The sequence below is a fragment of the Haloarcula laminariae genome (assembly GCF_025457605.1).
GTDB classification, from domain to species: Archaea; Halobacteriota; Halobacteria; order Halobacteriales; family Haloarculaceae; genus Haloarcula; species Haloarcula laminariae.
Map to the genome: position 1 here is coordinate 215721 of NZ_JAMZFY010000002.1, position 18136 is coordinate 233856.

At 67.6% G+C, this 18136-nt stretch carries 19 protein-coding genes and 1 tRNA gene; 13 read left to right on the plus strand and 7 right to left on the minus strand.

Annotation, left to right across the window (positions count from 1 at the left end; translation table 11 throughout):
* Position 1 precedes the first annotated feature (1 nt).
* The 3 genes from NJQ98_RS12600 to NJQ98_RS12610 are packed head-to-tail and all read left to right on the plus strand — an operon-like array spanning position 2 to position 1825.
* On the plus strand, positions 2-511 hold the full coding sequence (locus NJQ98_RS12600; protein ID WP_262179191.1) for a metallophosphoesterase: 510 nt from the start codon (positions 2-4) through the stop codon (positions 509-511).
* A 59-nt stretch (positions 512-570) separates the two neighbouring features.
* Positions 571-702, plus strand: a complete 132-nt coding sequence (locus NJQ98_RS12605; protein ID WP_262179193.1) for a DUF7859 family protein — start codon at positions 571-573, stop codon at positions 700-702.
* Between the two features lie 43 nt (positions 703-745).
* Positions 746-1825 carry an aminopeptidase gene (locus NJQ98_RS12610; RefSeq protein ID WP_262179195.1) on the plus strand — a complete coding sequence of 360 codons (1080 nt, stop codon included), beginning with the start codon at positions 746-748 and terminating at the stop codon, positions 1823-1825.
* A gap of 24 nt (positions 1826-1849) precedes the next feature.
* Here NJQ98_RS12610 and NJQ98_RS12615 read toward each other — a convergent pair whose 3' ends face one another.
* Positions 1850-4216 (minus strand): methyl-accepting chemotaxis protein, encoded by a 2367-nt coding sequence (locus tag NJQ98_RS12615; RefSeq protein WP_262179197.1) that lies wholly within the window; start codon positions 4214-4216, stop codon positions 1850-1852.
* A gap of 167 nt (positions 4217-4383) precedes the next feature.
* Here NJQ98_RS12615 and NJQ98_RS12620 point away from each other — a divergent pair, with 167 nt between their 5' ends.
* Positions 4384-4758, plus strand: coding sequence for a YccF domain-containing protein (locus tag NJQ98_RS12620; protein WP_262179199.1), 375 nt, complete (start codon positions 4384-4386; stop codon positions 4756-4758).
* Here the strand turns inward: NJQ98_RS12620 and NJQ98_RS12625 are convergent.
* A complete protein-coding gene (locus tag NJQ98_RS12625; protein ID WP_262179201.1) occupies positions 4755-5597 on the minus strand; it encodes a DUF1109 domain-containing protein in 843 nt (280 codons plus the stop codon). The genes NJQ98_RS12620 and NJQ98_RS12625 overlap by 4 nt on opposite strands.
* A 100-nt stretch (positions 5598-5697) precedes the next feature.
* Entirely contained in the window at positions 5698-6726 is a 1029-nt protein-coding gene (locus NJQ98_RS12630) for a radical SAM protein (RefSeq protein WP_262179203.1), read from the minus strand.
* Between the two features lie 142 nt (positions 6727-6868).
* Between NJQ98_RS12630 and NJQ98_RS12635 the strand changes: the two genes are divergently transcribed.
* From NJQ98_RS12635 to NJQ98_RS12655, 5 genes are all read left to right on the plus strand, one after another.
* Positions 6869-8191, plus strand: coding sequence for an MFS transporter (locus NJQ98_RS12635; protein WP_262179205.1), 1323 nt, complete (start codon positions 6869-6871; stop codon positions 8189-8191).
* Between the two features lie 103 nt (positions 8192-8294).
* On the plus strand, positions 8295-9395 hold the full coding sequence (locus tag NJQ98_RS12640; protein ID WP_262179207.1) for a DUF373 family protein: 1101 nt from the start codon (positions 8295-8297) through the stop codon (positions 9393-9395).
* Positions 9395-9691 carry a hypothetical protein gene (locus NJQ98_RS12645; protein ID WP_262179210.1) on the plus strand — a complete coding sequence of 99 codons (297 nt, stop codon included), beginning with the start codon at positions 9395-9397 and terminating at the stop codon, positions 9689-9691. Before NJQ98_RS12640 ends, NJQ98_RS12645 begins: the two co-directional genes overlap by 1 nt.
* 153 nt (positions 9692-9844) lie before the next feature.
* Positions 9845-11602, plus strand: a complete 1758-nt coding sequence (locus tag NJQ98_RS12650) for a sensor histidine kinase (protein WP_262179212.1) — start codon at positions 9845-9847, stop codon at positions 11600-11602.
* A gap of 130 nt (positions 11603-11732) precedes the next feature.
* Positions 11733-11807 (plus strand) — tRNA-Arg (locus NJQ98_RS12655).
* A 310-nt stretch (positions 11808-12117) separates the two neighbouring features.
* Here NJQ98_RS12655 and NJQ98_RS12660 read toward each other — a convergent pair.
* The gene (locus NJQ98_RS12660) at positions 12118-13686 is read right to left on the minus strand and encodes a globin-coupled sensor protein (protein WP_262179215.1); all 1569 of its coding nucleotides are present in this window, start codon (positions 13684-13686) and stop codon (positions 12118-12120) included.
* 164 nt (positions 13687-13850) lie between these two features.
* Between NJQ98_RS12660 and NJQ98_RS12665 the strand changes: the two genes are divergently transcribed.
* Together NJQ98_RS12665 and NJQ98_RS12670 are read left to right on the plus strand one after the other, a co-directional pair.
* Positions 13851-14303: a TRAM domain-containing protein gene (locus NJQ98_RS12665; protein ID WP_262179217.1), complete on the plus strand. Its 453-nt coding sequence runs from the start codon at positions 13851-13853 to the stop codon at positions 14301-14303.
* Between the two features lie 40 nt (positions 14304-14343).
* Entirely contained in the window at positions 14344-15126 is a 783-nt protein-coding gene (locus NJQ98_RS12670; protein ID WP_262179219.1) for an SDR family oxidoreductase, read from the plus strand.
* A gap of 262 nt (positions 15127-15388) precedes the next feature.
* Here NJQ98_RS12670 and NJQ98_RS12675 read toward each other — a convergent pair whose 3' ends face one another.
* Together NJQ98_RS12675 and NJQ98_RS12680 are read right to left on the minus strand one after the other, a co-directional pair.
* Positions 15389-15616: a hypothetical protein gene (locus NJQ98_RS12675; protein ID WP_262179221.1), complete on the minus strand. Its 228-nt coding sequence runs from the start codon at positions 15614-15616 to the stop codon at positions 15389-15391.
* 48 nt (positions 15617-15664) lie between these two features.
* A complete protein-coding gene (locus NJQ98_RS12680; RefSeq protein ID WP_262179223.1) occupies positions 15665-15952 on the minus strand; it encodes a DUF7091 family protein in 288 nt (95 codons plus the stop codon).
* Between the two features lie 169 nt (positions 15953-16121).
* On the opposite strand from NJQ98_RS12680, the gene NJQ98_RS12685 reads away from it, so the two are divergent.
* Positions 16122-17063, plus strand: a complete 942-nt coding sequence (locus NJQ98_RS12685; protein ID WP_262179225.1) for a replication factor A — start codon at positions 16122-16124, stop codon at positions 17061-17063.
* Positions 17064-17672, plus strand: coding sequence for an RPA family protein (locus NJQ98_RS12690; protein WP_262179227.1), 609 nt, complete (start codon positions 17064-17066; stop codon positions 17670-17672). It abuts the gene before it with no gap.
* A 21-nt stretch (positions 17673-17693) separates the two neighbouring features.
* Here NJQ98_RS12690 and NJQ98_RS12695 read toward each other — a convergent pair whose 3' ends face one another.
* Positions 17694-18110, minus strand: a complete 417-nt coding sequence (locus NJQ98_RS12695) for a VOC family protein (protein WP_262179229.1) — start codon at positions 18108-18110, stop codon at positions 17694-17696.
* Positions 18111-18136: the final 26 nt, after the last annotated feature.

Here is an 18136-nt window from a genome sequence, read left to right on the forward strand (position 1 = left end):
CATGCTCACCGTCATCTCCGACACCCACGGCACCGACGAGCACCGTCTGACCGGGCGCACGCTCGATGCGGTCCGGGACGCCGACCGCGTCGTCCACGCCGGCGATTTCACGACCAAAGCCGTCTACGACGCCATCGACGCCGAAGCGAGCGCGCTCACCGCCGTCGCCGGCAACAACGAACGCCCGGCGCTTCGCGAGCGACTGCCGACCGAGGCGTCCGTCGAGTGGAACGGCTACCAGATTCTCGTGGTCCACGGGCACCGACACTCCGACACCGCACTCGGCGTGCTGGCCCGACAGGAAGCCGCCGACATCGTCGTCGTCGGCCACTCCCACCGCCCCGAAATCGGCGAGCTGGACGGCCGCCTGCTGGTCAATCCCGGGAGCTACGCCGACCCGCGCCGCTACCGCCCGGCACACGCCGAACTCGACACGGAAGACGGCACCCTCCGGGTCCGACTGCGTTCGCCCGACGGCGAGAGCTTCGAGACGGTCACGCGGCCGCGCTGAGAGACGGCCCCGGGGCGCTCCCCGAAACCTCTTTGTCCGGTGGCCGTCAACCGCCGGCTATGATAGAGGTCGGGCTGCTCACCTGGGTGCTTCTGGCCCTCGTCCTGGGCTTTTTCTTCTTCATGTACCTGATGGTCCGCCGGACCATCCTCGGGTTCAAAGAGGGGATGCGGGGCGACCGCGAGAAGTAGCCGCCGTCGAAAACGGTTTGGGCCCGTCGCCGGACTCACACGTATGGACCCGCGAATCCGCGAACACGCGTCCGTCATCGTCGACCACTCCATCGACCTGGAGGCCGGCGACGACCTCGTCATCGACGCCCACCCCGTCGCCGAGGACCTCGTCGTCGCGCTCCACGAACTCGCCGCCGACCGCGGCGCGAACCCGCTGGTCGTCCAGGACCGCCTGGGCGAGCGCTACCAGCGGGCCTTCCTCCGGAACCGCGAGGAGTTCGAGACGCCCGGCCACATGGAGGCGCTGTACGAGGCCATGGACAAGTACATCGCCATCCGGGCGAACGCGAACGTCACCGAGACCAGCGACGTCGACCCCGAGACCAACGCCGCCTACCAGCAGGCGATGCAACCGCTGCTCTCCGAGCGGCTCTCGAAGCCGTGGTGTCTCACGCAGTACCCCGCCGCGGCCAACGCCCAGCTGGCGGGCATGTCCACCGAGGCCTACGAGGACTTCGTCTGGGACGCCGTCAACAAGGACTGGGACGCGGTCCGTGAACACCAGTCCCAGATGGTCGACATCCTCGACCCCGCCGACGAGGTCCGCATCGTCTCCGGCGAGACCACCGACGTGACGATGTCCGTCGCCGGCAACCCGACGCTCAACGACTACGGCGAGAAGAACCTCCCCGGCGGCGAGGTGTTCACCGCGCCCGTGGCCGACAGCGTCGAGGGCGAGGTGCTGTTCGACAAGCCACTCTACCACCAGGGACGGGAGGTTACCGACGTGTTCCTCCGCTTCGAGGCCGGCGAAGTCGTTGAGCACAGCGCCGGCAAGAACGAGGCCCTCCTGTCGGAAGTGCTCGACACCGACGAGGGCGCGAGCCGCCTGGGCGAACTCGGCATCGGGATGAACCGCGCCATCGACCGTTTCACCTACAACATGCTGTTCGACGAGAAGATGGGCGACACCGTCCACATGGCCGTCGGGCGGGCCTACGAGGACACCGTCGGCGAGGACAACGAGCAGAACGACTCCGCGGTCCACGTCGACATGATAGTGGACATGTCCGAGGACTCCTTTATCGAGGTGGACGGCGAACGCGTCCAGGAGGACGGGACGTTCGTCTTCGAGGAGTAGTCTCCGCGCGACCAGTGGCGCGGTTCAGTCGCCGCTCCCGTCACCGACTATCCGGGTAGACTCGTCGGTGCCGTCTCCGTCGACCGTTGCCGCCTCCGGGCCCGTCTCGGCCGCGGCCGGGTCGAACACGTCTGTCTCGGCGGTTGTCGTCCCGTCGATTTCGAACGTCGCCAGCAACTGCGTGAGTTCGCTCGCCCGCTCCGAGAGCTGTTCCACGTCCGATTCGACGCGTTCGACGGCGCTCGCCTGTTCGGTCGTGGTGTCGGCGACCCGTCCGGCCTGCTCGGCGGTCCGGTCGCTGATGTCGCCGACCGTCTCGACCATCGAAACGACTTCCTGCGTGGAGCCGGCCTGTTCGTCGGTCACGCCGTCTATCTCCCGCATTCCGCTCGTCGCCGCTTCGATGTCGTCCACGATACCGTCGAACGCGGTCAGGGCGTCACCGACCGTCTCCGTCCCGGTGTCGACTTTGCGCTGGGCCTCGTGCATCTCCTCGACGGTTCGCTCGACCTGCCCGCGCATCCGTTCGATGGACGACTCGATGTCCCCAGTCGCCTCGACCGTCCGGTCGGCCAGGGTCTTCACCTCGTCGGCGACGACGGCGAACCCGTCGCCGTCTGTCTCCGCACGGGCCGCCTCGATGTTGGCGTTGAGCGCCAGCATCGTCGTCTGGTCGGCGATATCGGAGATGAGGTTTGTGACTGTCTCGATGTCGCTCATCGCCGCGTCCAGTTGCTCGACCTCCGCGACGGCCTGGTCGGTCGAGGCCGCTATCTCGTCGAGCGTGTCGGCCGCGCTGGTTGCGGCGGTTCGTCCCTCGCGACTCCGGTCGAGCGCCTCGTCGGCGCGCCGCCGGACCGTGTCGGCGGTCGAGGCCATCTCCTCGACGGTCGCCGAGAGCGACTCCATCTCGCTCCAGACGGTCTGGAGCTCCTCTGACTGGTGGTCGGCCTCGTCGGCCATCTCGACGACGGCGCTTCGGGCGGCTTCGCTGTGGTCGTGGACCGACGCGACGGTGGCCGAGACGTCGCTGCTCGCCGACTGGACGGCCTCGCTGAACGACCGCACCTCGTGGATGGTCGCCTCCCACTCGTCCATCATCTCGTTGTACGCGGTCGCGATTCGGGACATCGCGTCCGTCTCGGCGTCGGTCGGCAGCCGCCGGGTGAGGTCACCGTCGGCACAGGCCGCCATTACCTCGCTGTACTGGCCGGCCTGTGATTCCAGTCGCTCGTTCAGTTCTACCGCCTCCTCACGGGCCTGCTCGGCGTTCGAACGCGCGTCCTCGGCCCGCTCGCGTTCGACCTCCGCCTCGTCGATTTTCTCCCCGAGGGACCGGCGCATCTCGTCGAGACCGGTGTACACGGCCCCGAACTCGTCCCGCCGGCTACTCTCGATGGCGCTGTCGAGGTCCCCGTCACGGAGTGTCTCCGTCTTCTCGGCGAGGTCGTTGACCGACCGAATCGTGTTCCGGCCGATAGTCACGCCGATAGCAGCGAGACCCACTAACAGCGCACCGACCAACCCGAGTATCTGCCTGGAGACGGTGTTTCGGAGCGCGTACGCCTCCGATGTCGGCTGTCTGTTGGTTACGACCCACGGCATCTCGCTGACCTGCGCGTGCGCGACAGCCACGTCTTCCCCGGCCGTCTCGGTGTGGAAGCCGGACGCCTCTTGGCCGAGATTCGCACCGATTGGGTCCCGGGTGAGCAGCGTCTCCCGGTCTGACGATAGGATGACCGTCCCGCTGGCGTTGACGACCGTTACCGTCGTTTGCAACTCGTTTTCCTCGTGCGTCCCGACGGTCTGTTCGGAGAGTCGGGCCAGGTCCACGACCGCGAGGACCACCCGACTGTCGTGGCTGGGCGTCGTCGCCGTGACGAGGACCGCGGGGGTCCCGTCCGCCGTCCGGAACGGGTCCGAGTACGTCGTCCCGGTCTGGCTTCCGTCCCGATTTGCTGTCGCTCTCAGCTGTTCGGAGACGTTCGCCTCCAGTGTCCCACCGGATGTGACACCCGTACCGTCGCCGGTACTGACCACCACTGTCCCCGATGTCGTATTCACCAGATGGGTCCCCGCAATCGCGTCGCGCTCGGATATCCGGGTGAGGAGATCTGACGTTTGGTGCGCGTCGCCCGACCGAACAGCCGCCGTCCGCGTGACGGAAACGAGCTGCTGGTCGGTCAGCTTGTGCCAGTTGTGTAACTGGTCCGCTTCGCTATCGGCGGTCGCTGTCAGATGCTGCTGGGTCTCCGTCGTAATCTTCGCATCAACGGTCGTGTATATCGTCAGACCGATTCCGCTCGTCAACAGCGCGACTGTCACGAGCGCGAGTACGAACTTCGCTCCGTAGCTCCCACGTATATCCAGCGTTCCTCGTAACGAGCTCACAGATGCGACTGTGCGAAGCCGTTATATTATGGTTGATATTACAGGTATTTATCTCTCTATATCCGGTACGTACCGCCGTCGTATCCCCGGAATAACGGAGGCTATTTCGCCTGTTTACCGCCGTAGCTGACAGGAAGCTTATGCGCTCTGGTCGTCTACTGCCCGGTATGAGCGACTCCCCCTCACTGCTCGTCCGCGCCGTCTGGTTCGTCTTCGTTGGCTGGTGGCTGACCGGCCTCTGGCTCTCCGTCGCCTGGTTCCTGAACGTCACCATCGTCGGCATCCCGCTGGGTATCAAGATGATAAACAAAGTGCCGTTCGTCCTCTCGCTGAAGCAGCGCGACCGGCTCGTCGACGGGGCCGAGCGCCGGTCGCAGTACTCCGTCCCCGTGCGAGCGGTGTGGTTCGTCTTCGTCGGCTGGTGGGCCAGCGGCCTCTGGACCGGCGTCGCCTACGCCCTGACGCTCTCTATCGTCGGCATCCCGCTGGCGGTGTGGATGTACAACAAGCTCCCCTTCGTGGTCTCGCTGTACAGCTACTAGTCCAGCCGTCGGTCCTCGCTGTCGACCGAGACCAGCAGCGTCGGCCGGTCGCGCTGGGCGCTGCAATCGCTGCCCCGCTCGACGGCGTAGGTCATCGGCTCGGTCCGGTTGCGGTCTATCTGGAGGTCCGCGACGATGGGGAAGGTCCGCGTGGTGTCGCCGGCGATGGTGTCGGGCTGTGCGTAGCCCGGGTACTCGTAGGAGAGGTACGGTTCGCGGTCCGGCATGGTGTCGCCGCCGACCAGACAGCCACTGAGCGACGGGAGCGAGAGCGCCCGGGTGAAGACGAAGTTGTTACTCGCTGTCAGCGTCCCGACCCGTCGTTCCCGCTCTCCGTACGGGTTTGGCCCATCTTCGACCGGTTGGACGGTGACCGACGACTCTGTCGTCAGGTCGTACGTCACGTCGCCCCCGACGGCGTCGACGCCGACCAGCGCGACGCTGACGAGCAGGAGTCCCACCGCGACGCCGACGGCCTGCCGGCGCGGGACTGTTATTATCCCCTCCCGAAGCAGATACCCCAGTGCGACGAACAGGGCGGCCGAAAACGCCAGCAGCGCGAAGGTTCCCGTCTCGCTCGGCCCGTATCGGATGACGACGTAGCCCACGAAGACGATGTAGCTGACCCCCGCCAGGGCGAAGGCCACCACGTCCAGTACGTCGCGCTTGACCGTGAGGCCGGCGAGGAACAGGGCGACGAACAGCAGGAACAACAGCGCCGCCTTGACCGTAATCGAGAGTGTGAACACGACGTCGCGCGAGAAGTACAGGAGCGCCGCGGCGGCGAAGACCACGCCCAGGGCGTACAGTAACTTCCCGCTGTCGATTGCGAGTTTCATGGAGGGTTCGTTTCGAGGTAACGAACCGCTAACATATCAAGGCCACTGCTCCCGCCCCCGGTACGCGAGTCGCTGCTCACGGCGACGAAGCGCAGTACAATCAGTCGTCGGCGGTCGCCCGGCCGCTACCGGTTCCGCCCGACAGCGGAGTCCGTTCGACTACGGTCCCGTCGTAGGTCGGGTACTGCTCGACGAGTTCGCCCTTGGGCACGTCGCCGTCCTCGACCATCTCCTCCAGCAGCCACCAGGCGAGCTCGACGTGGTCGCTCTTGACGGCGTAGAACTCCTCGGGGACGCCCAGCTCTTTCAGTCGGGCCTCGCCGACCCACGCCTTCCCGTAGACGAGCGTGCCGTCCTCGGTGACATCGTCGAACTCCCGGCGGATGTTCTTGGCCATCCGTTTGAGCCGGGAGCGGTGCTGGGCGGCGTCCTTGAAGACGCTGGTACAGAAGTACACCTTCTCGTGGTCGCCCATCTGTTCGAGGATGTCGTGGGAGCCCTCGACGGCGCTCATGTGGTCCTCCTTGAGCTCGAACCCCTCCTCCTGCATCCGGCGGTAGTTCCCGTCGGACATCTCGAACTCGTTGATGTTACAGAAGTCCGCGGCGCCCTCGTCGAGGAACTCCAGGAACTCCGGTTCGGCGCGGATACCGGGAATCTCGAAGGCCGGCGTCAGCCCCTCCTCGCGGGCGATATAGAGGATCTCCTCCCACTCGGTCCCGTGCATGTCGCCCCACAGTTCCAGGGGCGGGTGGAAGCGAATCTCGTCCAGTCCCGCCTCGGAGAGCCGGCGCATGTTCTCGCGGCCGCCGGTGATACCCGTGTACAGGTGGGTGTGGTGGTCCCCGCCGAACTCGTCTTTCAGCAGTTCCAGGTAGTGACAGGTCCGGTCGAGCACCTCCTGTGGCTCGCCGCCGGTGATGGAGGTCCCCAGCGCGCTCATGCGCTTTGCCTCCTCGATGACGTCGCTGTCGTCCTCGACGGGACGCTCGTTGGCGTACATCTGGGTGACGTTCTTGCGGTTCTCCCCGAGGGGGCAGTAGAAGCAGTCCCGCTGGTCGCAGTAGCCGTAGACGAACAGCACCATCTTCCCGCCTTTGGCGCACTGTTCGCAGCCCTCGGAAATCATCGTATACGGCTAGAACCGCGCCCAGCGGGAAAAAGCGTGCGCATCGTCCCGGCCGTGGTGTGGGTCGGCATGGGACGGCAGCGGTACCCGCCACCGCTCGCCTTCCCGCGGCCTTATTCCGACAGCACTCCCATGCACCCGCATGGACGCCGCCGCCCGCAGACGCGGGCTCGCCATCGTGCTGGCCGTGGTCTTTCTGGACCTGCTCGGCTTCGGCATCATCATCCCCATCCTCCCCTACTACACCCGCTCGTTCCCGGGCGGGACGGAGTTCGTCATCGGCCTGCTGGCGGCGTCGTACTCGGCGACGCAGTTCGTCTTCGCGCCGCTTCTGGGGTCGCTGTCGGACCGCGTCGGCCGCCGACCGGTGCTGGTGGTCTCGCTGCTTGGCTCCGTCGTCGCCTGGACGGTCTTCGGGCTGGCCGAGGCGCTGTGGCTCCTCTTTCTCGCCCGGATGCTGGCCGGCGCGATGGGCGGGAACCTCTCGACGGCACAGGCCTACGTCGCCGACGTGACGCCGCCCGAGCGACGGGCCACGGCGCTCGGCTACATCGGCGCCGCGTTCGGGCTGGGGTTCATCTTCGGGCCGGGCATCGGCGCAGTGTTGAGCTTCGACGCGACCATCGCCGCCGTCGACGCGCTCGCGCCCGCCGCCGTTCCCATCACCCGCTTCTCGCTGCCGAGCTTCGCGGCCGCCTTCTTCAGCCTCTGTGGCGTGGTCGTCGCGCTGGCCTTCCTGCCCGAGTCCCGCACGCCCGACGGCGGAGCGCCCCGCGGCGACCGCACCTCCGCCGTCGCCCAGCTCCGGGCCGCCGTCGCTACGCCGGGCCTGCGGGAGCTGTTGACCGCCTTCTTCCTCGTCTCCGTCGCCTTCTCGGGCGTCACGGTCATGTTCATCCCCTACGTCGCCGACATCTACGGCTACACGGCGGCCCAGAGCGCGCTGCTGCTCACGTACATCGGGCTGCTCGCGGTCCTCACACAGGGCGTGCTCATCGGGCGTCTGACGGCTCGCTACGGCCCGGTCCCGCTGGCTGTCGCGGGCGCGATGCTGCTCGCCGTCGCCACCGGCCTGCTCCCGTTCTCCCGGCCGCTCGGCGGACTGCTGCCGGACCTCTCGGGGCTCGTCCCCGTCCTCACGCCCGACCTGCTGGGGCTGCTGGCGGTGTTGACTCTGCTCCCGGTCGGCAACGGCGTCCTCTCGGTGACGCTGACGGCGCTGGTCTCCCGGCGGGCCAGCGCGGACCTGCAGGGGAGCGCCTTCGGCGTCACGCAGGGCGCGGGCAGCCTCGCCCGCACCGTCGGCCCGCCGGTGATGGGCGGGCTCTACGCCGGCGTCGGCTACTGGGCGCCCTTCGTCGTCGGGGCCCTCCTGCTTCTCCCGGTCGTCGCGCTGGTCGCCCGGCTGGGCAGGGACGCGGCCGCGGCCGACGCCCGGCCGGCCGACCCGGGCCACGTCAGATAGACACGCCGTCGGCGTGTCGCCGGTCCAGAGCGGCGCGGCGTCGCGAATGCGAACGCGTGGCGCGCCCGAAGACAGTTAAACGACGCCGGCGTACAGCCGACCAATGCTGCTGGTGCTGTGTGTGGACCTGGACGACGACCTCGGTCGCAAGACCGACATCGAGACGCCCGTCGTCGGTCGCGACAACGTCGTCGACGCAGCCGTCGCACTGGCCAGCGCGGACCCGGAGGACTCGGACGTGAACGTCCTCTTCGAGGGGGTCCACATCGCCGACGAGATAGACGACGAGCCGGTCGAGGTCGCGGCCGTCACCGGCGTCGACGCCGGGGACGTGGCCGCAAACCGGGCCGTCGGCGAGGAGGTCGACACCGTGCTGGCCTCGCTGACGGCGAGCGAGGACGTCCGGGCCCTGGTCGTCACCGACGGGGCCCAGGACGAGTCCGTGGTGCCGGTCATCCGCTCGCGCATCCGCATCGACGGCGTGCGCCGCGTCGTCGTCCGCCAGGCACAGGACCTCGAATCGATGTACTACACTATCAAGCAGGTGCTCGACGACCCCGAGACCCGCGGGACGATTCTCGTACCGCTCGGTATCCTCCTGCTCATCTACCCGATGACCATCGCCGTCGAGTCGCTCGGCTATCCGGGGTCGGCGCTGGGCATCATCTCGGGGCTGCTCGGGCTGTACGTCCTCGGGCGCGGGCTCGGCGTCGAGCGCATCCTGGACAAGGCCGTCAGCCGCGCGACGTCGGGCTTTTACGGCGGCCGCGTCACCATCATCACCTACGTCGTCGCCGCGGCCCTGCTCGCCATCGGCGGCGTCAGCGGCGTCAACACCTACGAGGCCCAGCCCAAACCCCTCTCGGCCGTCGAGGTGCTCGCGTCGCTGGTCAACGGCGCCGTCCAGTGGTTCGCCGCCGCGGGTATCACCTCCAGTCTGGGCCGCGTCACGGACGAGTACCTCCACGGCGTCTTCGAGTGGCGCTATCTCAACGCCCCCTTCTACGTGCTCGCCATCGGCGGCGTGCTCCACGGGCTCTCGGCCTTCTTCCTCGGCAGCCGCACGCTGGAGTACCTCGCCGTCGTCCTCACCGGCGGCACGCTGCTGGGGCTCGCGAGCACGCTCGCGTTCGCCATCGCCGAATCCCGGCTGGAGGGCGCCAAGCGCCACAACCAAGGCCCCAGCGGCCCCTCCTCCGAGTGATGTACGTCTCCCGTGCCGTCAGGAGCCTCCGCGAGGACCCCATCGAGGGCGAGTCAGTCGCGCTCGCGCTGACGACCGCCGACGACGCCGACGTCGAGGCCGTGGCCGCGGCCGCCGAGGCGGCCGGCGCGACTGTCGAGCGCCGCCTCCAGTTCGACGACCTCGCCGTCTCGGTGGCCCACGAGGGGATAGCCGACGTCTGTGCCATCGACGGTATCGACGCCGTCGAGACGACCGACGCCATCGCCATCACGACCGAGGCGGCGACCGACGAGGACGTCGAACTCGACGGCTGACCCTCGGCCGTCTCGTCCCCGCGACCGTCGCAGTATACCGGCCCCTGGCGCCCGATACGCCGGTATCGTGCCGTTGTTTAGCTCGGTAACCGGTGATAACTCACCGCGCTCCGAAGTCGCAACTAATTCATATTCGTTGACTAATAATGCCGTATGAGCGCGCTCACCCATCCCGTCGTGGTGCTGGGGGGACTCTCGACGGCGCTCGCGCTGTGTCTCGCCGCGGTGACGTGGCACCAGCGCGAGACGCGGGGCGCGCGGACCTACACGCTGTTGCTGGTCGCGCTTGCGGTCTGGACGGCGCTCTACGTCGGGCAACTGCTGGTGCCCACGGCGGCGGGCAAGCGCCCCTGGTTCGTCGCCCGCCACGCGATGGGGCCGCTGTTTGCCGTGGCGTTCTGGCTCTTTACCGCCCGGTACACCGACCGCCACGAGATGCTCGACCGCCGGCTGCTGGGCCCCATCGCCGCCGCCGGACTGGCCTTCGTCGGCCTGGTCCTCCTGAACCCCGGCGGGCTGTACTGGTCGGCGCTCTCGCTCGACCCGATGGGACCGCTCCTCCTGCTCGAACTCACCCTCGGCCCGCTGTTCTGGCTCAACTGCGTCTACATCTTCGGCGTCGTCGCTGCCGCCCACGTCGTCATCGTCTCGGCCTGGAAGCGGACGTTCGACAGTTACCGCCCGCAGCTGCTCGTGATGACCGCCATCGGCTGCGTCGAGTTTGCCCTCGCCGTCCTCTTTCTCTCGGAACACACCGCGCTGCTACCGGCGCTGAACCCCTGGCCCAACGTCCAACTCATCAGCTACGGGGCCATTATCGCCGCCCTCCCTATCGGCTGGTCGTACGTCAACGGCTTCTTCTTCGACCGCCGGCCCCTGGCCCATCGGGCCGTCATCGAGAGCATGGACGACGCCGTCTACGTCGTCGACCGCGAGGGGACGATTCGCTACACGAACCCGCTGGGGAACCGACTGGTGGGGCGCCCGCCCGACGCCGACGCCCCGACCGCCCCCGCCGCCGAGGTCTTCGCGGCTCGGCCGACGCTCCTGTCCTGTTACGAACAGGCCGGCGACGCCGTCGACGACGCGACCCTGGCCTGCGAGATAGACGGCGAGCAGCGCTTTTACGACATCCGCGTCTCGACGATTACCGACTCCATCGGGGAGCCGTCCGGCGCCGTCGTCGTCGGCCGCGACATCACCGAGGAGCGCCGCCAGCGCGGGCAGCTCCGCGTCCGCACCGCGCAGCTCGAACGCCAGAACGAACGGCTGGACCAGTTCGGCCAGTACGTCTCACACGACCTGCGCAACCCCATCCAGGTCGCCTCGGGCTACGTCGAACTCGCCCGCGAGACGGGGGACCTCTCGCGGCTGGACGACATCGACCGCGCCATCCGCCGGATGAGCGAGATGGTCGAGGACCTCAGGGAGCTGACCGCCGTCGACCGCGACACCCTCGACGTGGAGCGGGTCAACGTCGCCCGGGCCGCCCACACCGCCTGGGCGCACGTCGACACCGACGGCGCCACGCTCCGGGTGCCCGAAAACGACATCATCCTCGCCGACAGCGACTACCTGCTCCACGTCTTCGAGAACCTCTTCCGGAACTCGATAGACCACGGCCGCCCCGACGAGGCCGCCGACGCAATCGGCGACGGCGGCGCGCTCACTGTCACCGTCGGCCCGCTCGATAACGGCTTCTTCGTCGCCGACGACGGCGTCGGCATCCCCGAGAGCGAGCGCGACGCCGTCCTCGACCACGGCTACACCACGGACGACGGCGGCACCGGCCTGGGGATGGCTATCGTCCGCACTGTCGCTGACGCCCACGAGTGGGCCGTCACCGTCACCGAGAGCGAGTCCGGCGGCGCCCGCTTCGAGTTTCACCACGTCGAGGTGCCGGGAGAGTGATGACACGTTCGACTGCGGTCCATCTGCCCGCACGCCGGGCCAGTGCCCCGGCGTACGCGCTACCCGAACTGTCCGACGCAGCCGCCCGATTCGCACGGTTTTTGACGGTGCCCCGTTTTGTCCTCCGTGTGGGCACATAGCTCAGCCCGGATAGAGCGTCGGACTTCTAATCCGACGGTCGTGGGTTCGAATCCCACTGTGCCCGTCGACCTTTTTCGGCGTCGGGTTCGCGCTCCACGCGAACCACTCCTTGAAAAACGTCGATGAAAAAGGCCGGCATCTCGCTCCGCTCGATGCCGGTGAACCGCGCTCGCTTCACTCGCGCGGACATCCCGGCGGGGATTCGGTACCGTGTTTTGAACACTGTGGTACGGTACAACTTGACGAGTACACCGGTTGGATGGGGACAGCAGTGACGCGGGCGATCGGCGTCGACCAATCGTCGTTTGACCAACTGACACGACACTTCTGACGGAGGAGCGATACCCCGTCTCCCCCTCGGAGTTCGGCTACTGTCACTCCGTCAGCCGCCGCACGGTCTGGGACACCTCCTCTATCGTGGCGGCCTGTTCCTCGTTGGCGGCGGCGATCTGCTTGGCCTCGTCGGCGACGGTGTCGGCCTGTGCGACGAGTTCGTCGAGCATACTCGCGACCTCCTCGGTGCTCGCGGCCTGTTCGTCGGTCGCATCGGAGACCTCGCGGATGCCCTGGGCGGTTTCCTGGACGGCCTCGGCGATGTCGTCGAGCAGTTTCATCGCTTCTTCGACGCGCTCGATGCCGGCCTCGATCTGCTCGGTCGTCTCGTCTAGGCTCTCGACGGTGTCTTCGGTGTCGTCCTCGATGGCGCCGACGAGGGTCTCTATCTCCTGGGCGCGCTCCTGGGAGTCGCCGGCCAGTGACTTGACCTCGTCGGCGACGACGGCGAAGCCGCTCCCGGCCTCGCCGGCGCGGGCGGCCTCGATGGAGGCGTTCAGCGCGAGGATGTTGGTCTGCTCGGCGATGTCATTGATGACCTCGACGACGGCGTCGATTTCCCCGACGCGGTCCTGCAGTTCGTCGACGTCTTCCGAGACCTCGTCGACGGCCTCGCCGACGTCGTCCATCACGCCCATCGCATCGTCGGCGGCGTCCTGGCCGTCCTCGGCGAGGTCGCGGGCCCGTTGGCTGCTACCCTCGACCTCGTTGGCGCTGGCGGCGACCTCCTCGACGGTGGCGCTCATGTTCGACACCTCGCTCGCGATGGACTGGATGCGCTCGGACTGGTCGTCGGTCAGGTCGGATATCTGCTGTGAGGACCGGGTGACGTCGCCGGCCGAGTCACGGAGCTCGGCCATCGGGGTTTCGAGGTCCTCCTCGACCTCCGTGGCGAGCTTTTGGTGGCGCTCGATCTCCGCTTCGAGCTGCTGGCTGTAGGAGTGGATGTACGTGTCCGCGACGACCTGCATGTCCAGATTGATGATGCGCAGGACCGACATGATGTCCTCGCGGAGATCGGCGATTCCCTCGTCGACCACGTCCTGGACGATATCCAGGGTGTCTCCGGGCGCGCCCGCTTCGGCCGTGGCGGTACCGCCGTCCGTCGCGGCGTCGCCAAGCGCCGCTTCGACCTGCTCCGTGATGTGCTCGCTCGCCCGCTCGGTGAGCAAGGGGAGGATGAGGTCGTAGTAGACCCCGTACTGACCGATGTACTGTTTCATCGGCATCTCGAGGATGTCGTGGAGCTTGCCGATGCGGGCGCGGTTCTTGAAGTACTCCTCGTCGTACTCGCCGTCGGTGAGCGTCACGAAGTACGCTCGCTGAGTGTCTTTCAGGGCGTCGACGGCTTTCGGCGACCGGCCGATGACCTCCACCGTCTCGTCGTACTGTGTGAGGTTCTCGTAGAACGCGTCGGCGATGGCGTCCGCGTTGTCCTCGAACAGCGGTTGGAGGGACTCGAGGCGCCGTCTGTCGGCCGCGTCGAAGTTGATGAACTCTTTCCGCCAGTCTATCTCGCTGCGGTCCAGGCCGATCTCCTCGACGAGCGAGTCGATGTCGACCTGGTCGTTCAGCCCGCCCTGCCCGAACATCGCCGTGTAGTCTGTCATGGGGGCACAGACTGGCCTCCGATATTTATACCTGCGTCGCGGATATTCACGATTGATACCGACGGGGGGTTCGACGGCGGGGCCGGCGTGGCCCTCTCCGCGGCGATATCCGTCCCGTCTGGCAGGTCGCAAGCGTTTTGCCGGCGGCCGGTGTACGCCGGGATATGGCCGATTGTCCGCTCGCCGACGACTGCCCTAGCTTCACAGAACGCATCGAGGGGATGGGGTGTACGCACTACGGCGATCGCGGGGGTGCCGAGTGGTGTAACCACTACAACCAACCCATCTCGGACCTGAAGAGCCAGCCCGTCAAGCCGGGCCAGGAGGTCGTCGTCGAAGTGGACGATATCCACGAGAGCGGGGCCGGCGTCGGCCGGACCGAGGACGGCTTCATCGTCATGGTCGACGGCGTCCTGCCGCCGGCCAGGTCGAAGGTCCAGATAACCAAGGTGCGGTCGAACCACGCGCGAGCGGACGAAATCGAGCGGCTGGAGCTCGAGGACGGCGAGGGTAGCGAAGACGCCGACGACGCGGACGAGGAGGGCGGCTACCAGGGCGACGATGACGACGAGGACGACGAGCGGCTGGGCAGCCGCGACAACTTCTGGGGCAGCTAGGGCACGGACTTTTTTGCCCGACTCCCCCGTCTATGCGGACATGGACCTCGAACTGGCGGGCAATGCGGTGTTGTGTACGGCGGCGACGAGCGGACTCGGACGGGCCAGCGCCGAGCGGTTCGCACGCGAGGGCGCGGACGTGGCGGTCTGTGGAACGACACCGGAACACGTCGCGGAGACACGCGAGGCCCTCGAAGGCATCGGTGACGGCGACGTCCTGGCCGTCGAGGCCGACATCACCGACCCCGACGAGATAGAGGCGCTCGTCGAGGAGACCGTCGACCGGTTCGGCGGGCTGGACCACGTCGTCACGAGCGCGGGCGGCCCCGCACCCGGCCCGTTCATGGAGACGACCGAGCGCCAGTGGTACACCGCCTACGACCTGCTGGTGATGAGCGTCGTCTGGACGACGCGGGCGGCCTACCCCCACCTCGAGGCCTCCGACGCCGGGACCGTCGTCAACATCACTTCGAGCTCGGTCCGGGAGGTCATCGACGACCTCGTCCTCTCGAATGCCGTTCGGCGAGCGGTCATCGGTCTGATGAAGACCCAGGCCCGCGAGTTCGCCCCCGAAGTGCGGGTCAACGCCGTCCTCCCGGGCACCCACGAGACGCCGCGAATCGAGGAAATCGTCGAGTCCGGCGTCGAGCGCGGCGAGTACGACTCCTACGAGGAGGGCCTCGAAGCGTGGTCCGACGCGCCGCTGGGGCGGGTCGGTCAGCCCGAGGAACTCGGCGACGTGGTCGCGTACCTCTCGTCGGCCCGGTCGTCGTACGTCACCGGGACCGCGCTGGCCGTTGACGGTGGCATGATGCGGAGCTAGCGAGGAAGCGACCGAAGGGAGCTTCCTCGTAGCGGAACGGGGAGCGTAGCGACCCGTGGAGCAGGCGGGAGACCGAAGGGAGCTTCCTCGTAGCGGAACGGGGAGCGTAGCGACCCGTGGAGCAGGCGGGAGACCGAAGGGAGCTTCCTCGTAGCGGAACGGGGAGCGTAGCGACCCGTGGAGCAGGCGAGACCAGCAGCTCTGCGGCTCACTCCGTTCACCGCGTCGCTTTCGAGGGTCCTCCCGGTGGTCGGACCCTCGCCTACTCCGGCGGCTGGAACCGGTCGCGGGCGGCGCCGTCGCCGGTCGCGAGCTGCCACACCAACAGTCCGAGACAGACCAGCGCGACGGCGGCTGTCGCGATGTAGCCGGCGCTGCCGACGGCAAACAGCTGGTCGGGAAAGAGCGCGGCGAGGACGAGCAGGCCGACGGCAGCGAGCCCGGACAGCAGCGGCACGACCGTGAGCCAGAACTGCCGGAGGACACCCATACCCGCCCACTCGCCGGCGACTGTAATGTCAGTTTTGACAAGAAGCTGTCACCACGTCTCGATGGTACCCTCGTCGATGTCCTCCACACAGCCCTGGCAGTCGGGGTGGTCGGGGTCGAAACACTCCGGCCGGGCCCGCTCGTCGAGCGAGACGGCGCGGCGGTCGGCGTGGCGGCGACAGACGATGCGCGCCCGCCCGTCCTCGTCCCGCGGGAGTCCCGCCATCGCGGCCCGTTTCCCGTCGCTGAAGGCGCGTTTGGCCTCCGAGAGCTGGTTTCCGACCGACCGGAGGCTCCCGCTGATGAAGCGTCCGAGGCGGTCGTCGTCGTCGGCCATACCCACGCTATCGGCCGCCGGCAAATCAATCTTCCCGACGGGGCCAGCTGCTCACCAGTTGGCCGTCCCCGGCTTTCACTTTCACCACGCTAAACGAGAGTTTATAACCGAAGCCGACCAACCTTCGGGTGTCTCCCACCGAAAAACAAAGCGGAGACAGTGAAAGCCAATGTCAGAGACAGATTTGCGTACCCACGCCGAAGAGATACACGAGCAGTTTTCCGACCAGCTAGATATCGACGTCGACGACGTCGAGGAGCGACTTGACACGCTGGTCAACGAGTACAAGGTACCCGCGACCGAGGCCCGGCGCAGCGTCGTCAACACCTACCTGGACGAGGCCGGGATGGAGCGCGACCAGCTCGGCGGCGGGAACGGCGGCAACGAACAGGTCGACCTCGCGGACGTCGACGCCCCCGAGGAGTGGGTCGACATCCGCGCGACCGTCGTCGAGCTATGGGAGCCCCGCGCCGACGCCGTGGCCCAGGTCGGGCTGCTGGGCGACGAGACGGGCACCATCAAGTTCACCAAGTGGTCGAAATCCGACCTGCCGGAACTGGAGGAGGGCAAGTCCTACAGCCTCCGAAACGTCGTCACCGACGAGTACCAGGGCCGGTTCTCGGTCAAACTCAACCGGACGACGACCATCGAGGAGCTGGACGAGGAGATAGCGGTCGGCGACGACAGCGTCGAGGTCGAGGGCGCGCTGGTCGACATCCAGTCGGGCTCGGGGCTCATCAAGCGCTGTCCGGAGGAGGACTGCACTCGCGTCCTCCAGAACGGCCGCTGTAGCGAACACGGCGAGGTCGAAGGGGAGTTCGACCTCCGAATCAAGGGCGTCTTAGACGACGGCGAGGAGGTCACGGAGGTCATCTTCGACGAGGAGGCCACGGAGAAACTCACCGGCATCACCCTCGAAGAGGCCAAGGAGATGGCGATGGACGCGCTCGATACGACCGTCGTCGCGGACGAGATGCGCGCCGACATCCTCGGGCGCTACTACAGGGTCACTGGTCCGACCTTCGGACGCTACGTCCTGGCGGACGAGCAGGAGCGGCTGCGCGGGCCCGTGGATGCGGACGAACTACTCATCAAAGCGAGGTCGATATAGATGGCTACTACCCCAACCCGCGAAGTCGCCCGGCGCGTCTTCGCACGAGAGTTCAACGACGCGAGTTACACGTTCAAGGAGTCCGACGACGACCGAGCGCCGGTGTACGTCCTCCTGCCGACTGGCCAGCGGGCCAACCGCGTGTTCCTCGTCGGCACCCTCACCGAGACCGAGGACGTCGGCGAGGACAGCGAGTACTGGCAGGGGCGGGTCGTCGACCCGAACGGCGACACGTTCTTCATGTACGCCGGGCAGTACCAGCCCGACGCCGCCTCGATGCTGCGCGAGCTGGAGCCGCCGGCCTACGTCGCCGTTGTGGGCAAGCCCCGAACCTACGAGACCGACGAGGGCGACGTGAACGTCTCGGTGCGCCCCGAGTCCATCTCGGAGGTCGACGAGGCGACGCGTGACCGCTGGGTCGTCGAGGCGGCCGAGCGGACCCTCGAACGCATCCGACGCTTCACCGACGCCGACCCGGAGGGCCCGGACGTCGACGAGTACGTCCGGATGGCCCACGAGGAGTACGGCGACGACGTGGAGCCGTACCGCCAGTCCGTCGTCGGCGCCTTAGAGAGCATGGAAGACGCCGCGGAAGCCAGCGCCGACTGACGGTCCGTCGCGCTCGGTTTTTCAGAGTTCGAGCAGCTCGAGCAGCGTGCCGTCGGGGTCCCGGATAAAGCAGATACGGGTCCCGCTCTCGGTGGTCTGTGGATCGGCGATGGGCTCGACGCTCTCGGGCAGCGAGTCGTACACCGCGTCGAGGTCGTCGACCTCCAGCCCGAGGTGGTTCGCTCCGGGCTGATTGAGTTCGGTCTCGGCGGCCCGCTCGCCTTCGGGCGTGTACTCGACGAGTTCGATGCGGGCGTCGCCGGCCTCCAGGTGGGCAAACTGCGCGCTCGCGCCGTCGATACCCACGCCGGTGGCGAACGCCTCCCCGCCGACGGCGAACTCGCTCAGCACCTCGAGGCCGAGCGTGTCGCGATAGAAGGCGATAGCGCGGTCGAGGTCGCTCACGGTGACGGCGAAATGGTGTGCGGTCGGGTCCATACCGTCGCGTCGTGGCGGCGCTGGTA

What these genes read in the sequence shown, in the direction of transcription:
- NJQ98_RS12600 (WP_262179191.1), top strand. Translation starts at nt 2, where the DNA reads ATGCTCACCGTCATCTCCGACACCCACGGCACCGACGAGCACCGTCTG.
- NJQ98_RS12605 (WP_262179193.1), top strand. Translation starts at nt 571, where the DNA reads ATGATAGAGGTCGGGCTGCTCACCTGGGTGCTTCTGGCCCTCGTCCTG.
- NJQ98_RS12610 (WP_262179195.1), top strand. Translation starts at nt 746, where the DNA reads ATGGACCCGCGAATCCGCGAACACGCGTCCGTCATCGTCGACCACTCC.
- NJQ98_RS12620 (WP_262179199.1), top strand. Translation starts at nt 4,384, where the DNA reads ATGAGCGACTCCCCCTCACTGCTCGTCCGCGCCGTCTGGTTCGTCTTC.
- NJQ98_RS12625 (WP_262179201.1), bottom strand. Translation starts at nt 5,597, where the DNA reads ATGAAACTCGCAATCGACAGCGGGAAGTTACTGTACGCCCTGGGCGTG.
- NJQ98_RS12630 (WP_262179203.1), bottom strand. Translation starts at nt 6,726, where the DNA reads ATGATTTCCGAGGGCTGCGAACAGTGCGCCAAAGGCGGGAAGATGGTG.
- NJQ98_RS12635 (WP_262179205.1), top strand. Translation starts at nt 6,869, where the DNA reads ATGGACGCCGCCGCCCGCAGACGCGGGCTCGCCATCGTGCTGGCCGTG.
- NJQ98_RS12640 (WP_262179207.1), top strand. Translation starts at nt 8,295, where the DNA reads ATGCTGCTGGTGCTGTGTGTGGACCTGGACGACGACCTCGGTCGCAAG.
- NJQ98_RS12645 (WP_262179210.1), top strand. Translation starts at nt 9,395, where the DNA reads ATGTACGTCTCCCGTGCCGTCAGGAGCCTCCGCGAGGACCCCATCGAG.
- NJQ98_RS12650 (WP_262179212.1), top strand. Translation starts at nt 9,845, where the DNA reads ATGAGCGCGCTCACCCATCCCGTCGTGGTGCTGGGGGGACTCTCGACG.
- NJQ98_RS12660 (WP_262179215.1), bottom strand. Translation starts at nt 13,686, where the DNA reads ATGACAGACTACACGGCGATGTTCGGGCAGGGCGGGCTGAACGACCAG.
- NJQ98_RS12665 (WP_262179217.1), top strand. Translation starts at nt 13,851, where the DNA reads ATGGCCGATTGTCCGCTCGCCGACGACTGCCCTAGCTTCACAGAACGC.
- NJQ98_RS12670 (WP_262179219.1), top strand. Translation starts at nt 14,344, where the DNA reads ATGGACCTCGAACTGGCGGGCAATGCGGTGTTGTGTACGGCGGCGACG.
- NJQ98_RS12675 (WP_262179221.1), bottom strand. Translation starts at nt 15,616, where the DNA reads ATGGGTGTCCTCCGGCAGTTCTGGCTCACGGTCGTGCCGCTGCTGTCC.
- NJQ98_RS12680 (WP_262179223.1), bottom strand. Translation starts at nt 15,952, where the DNA reads ATGGCCGACGACGACGACCGCCTCGGACGCTTCATCAGCGGGAGCCTC.
- NJQ98_RS12685 (WP_262179225.1), top strand. Translation starts at nt 16,122, where the DNA reads ATGTCAGAGACAGATTTGCGTACCCACGCCGAAGAGATACACGAGCAG.
- NJQ98_RS12690 (WP_262179227.1), top strand. Translation starts at nt 17,064, where the DNA reads ATGGCTACTACCCCAACCCGCGAAGTCGCCCGGCGCGTCTTCGCACGA.
- NJQ98_RS12695 (WP_262179229.1), bottom strand. Translation starts at nt 18,110, where the DNA reads ATGGACCCGACCGCACACCATTTCGCCGTCACCGTGAGCGACCTCGAC.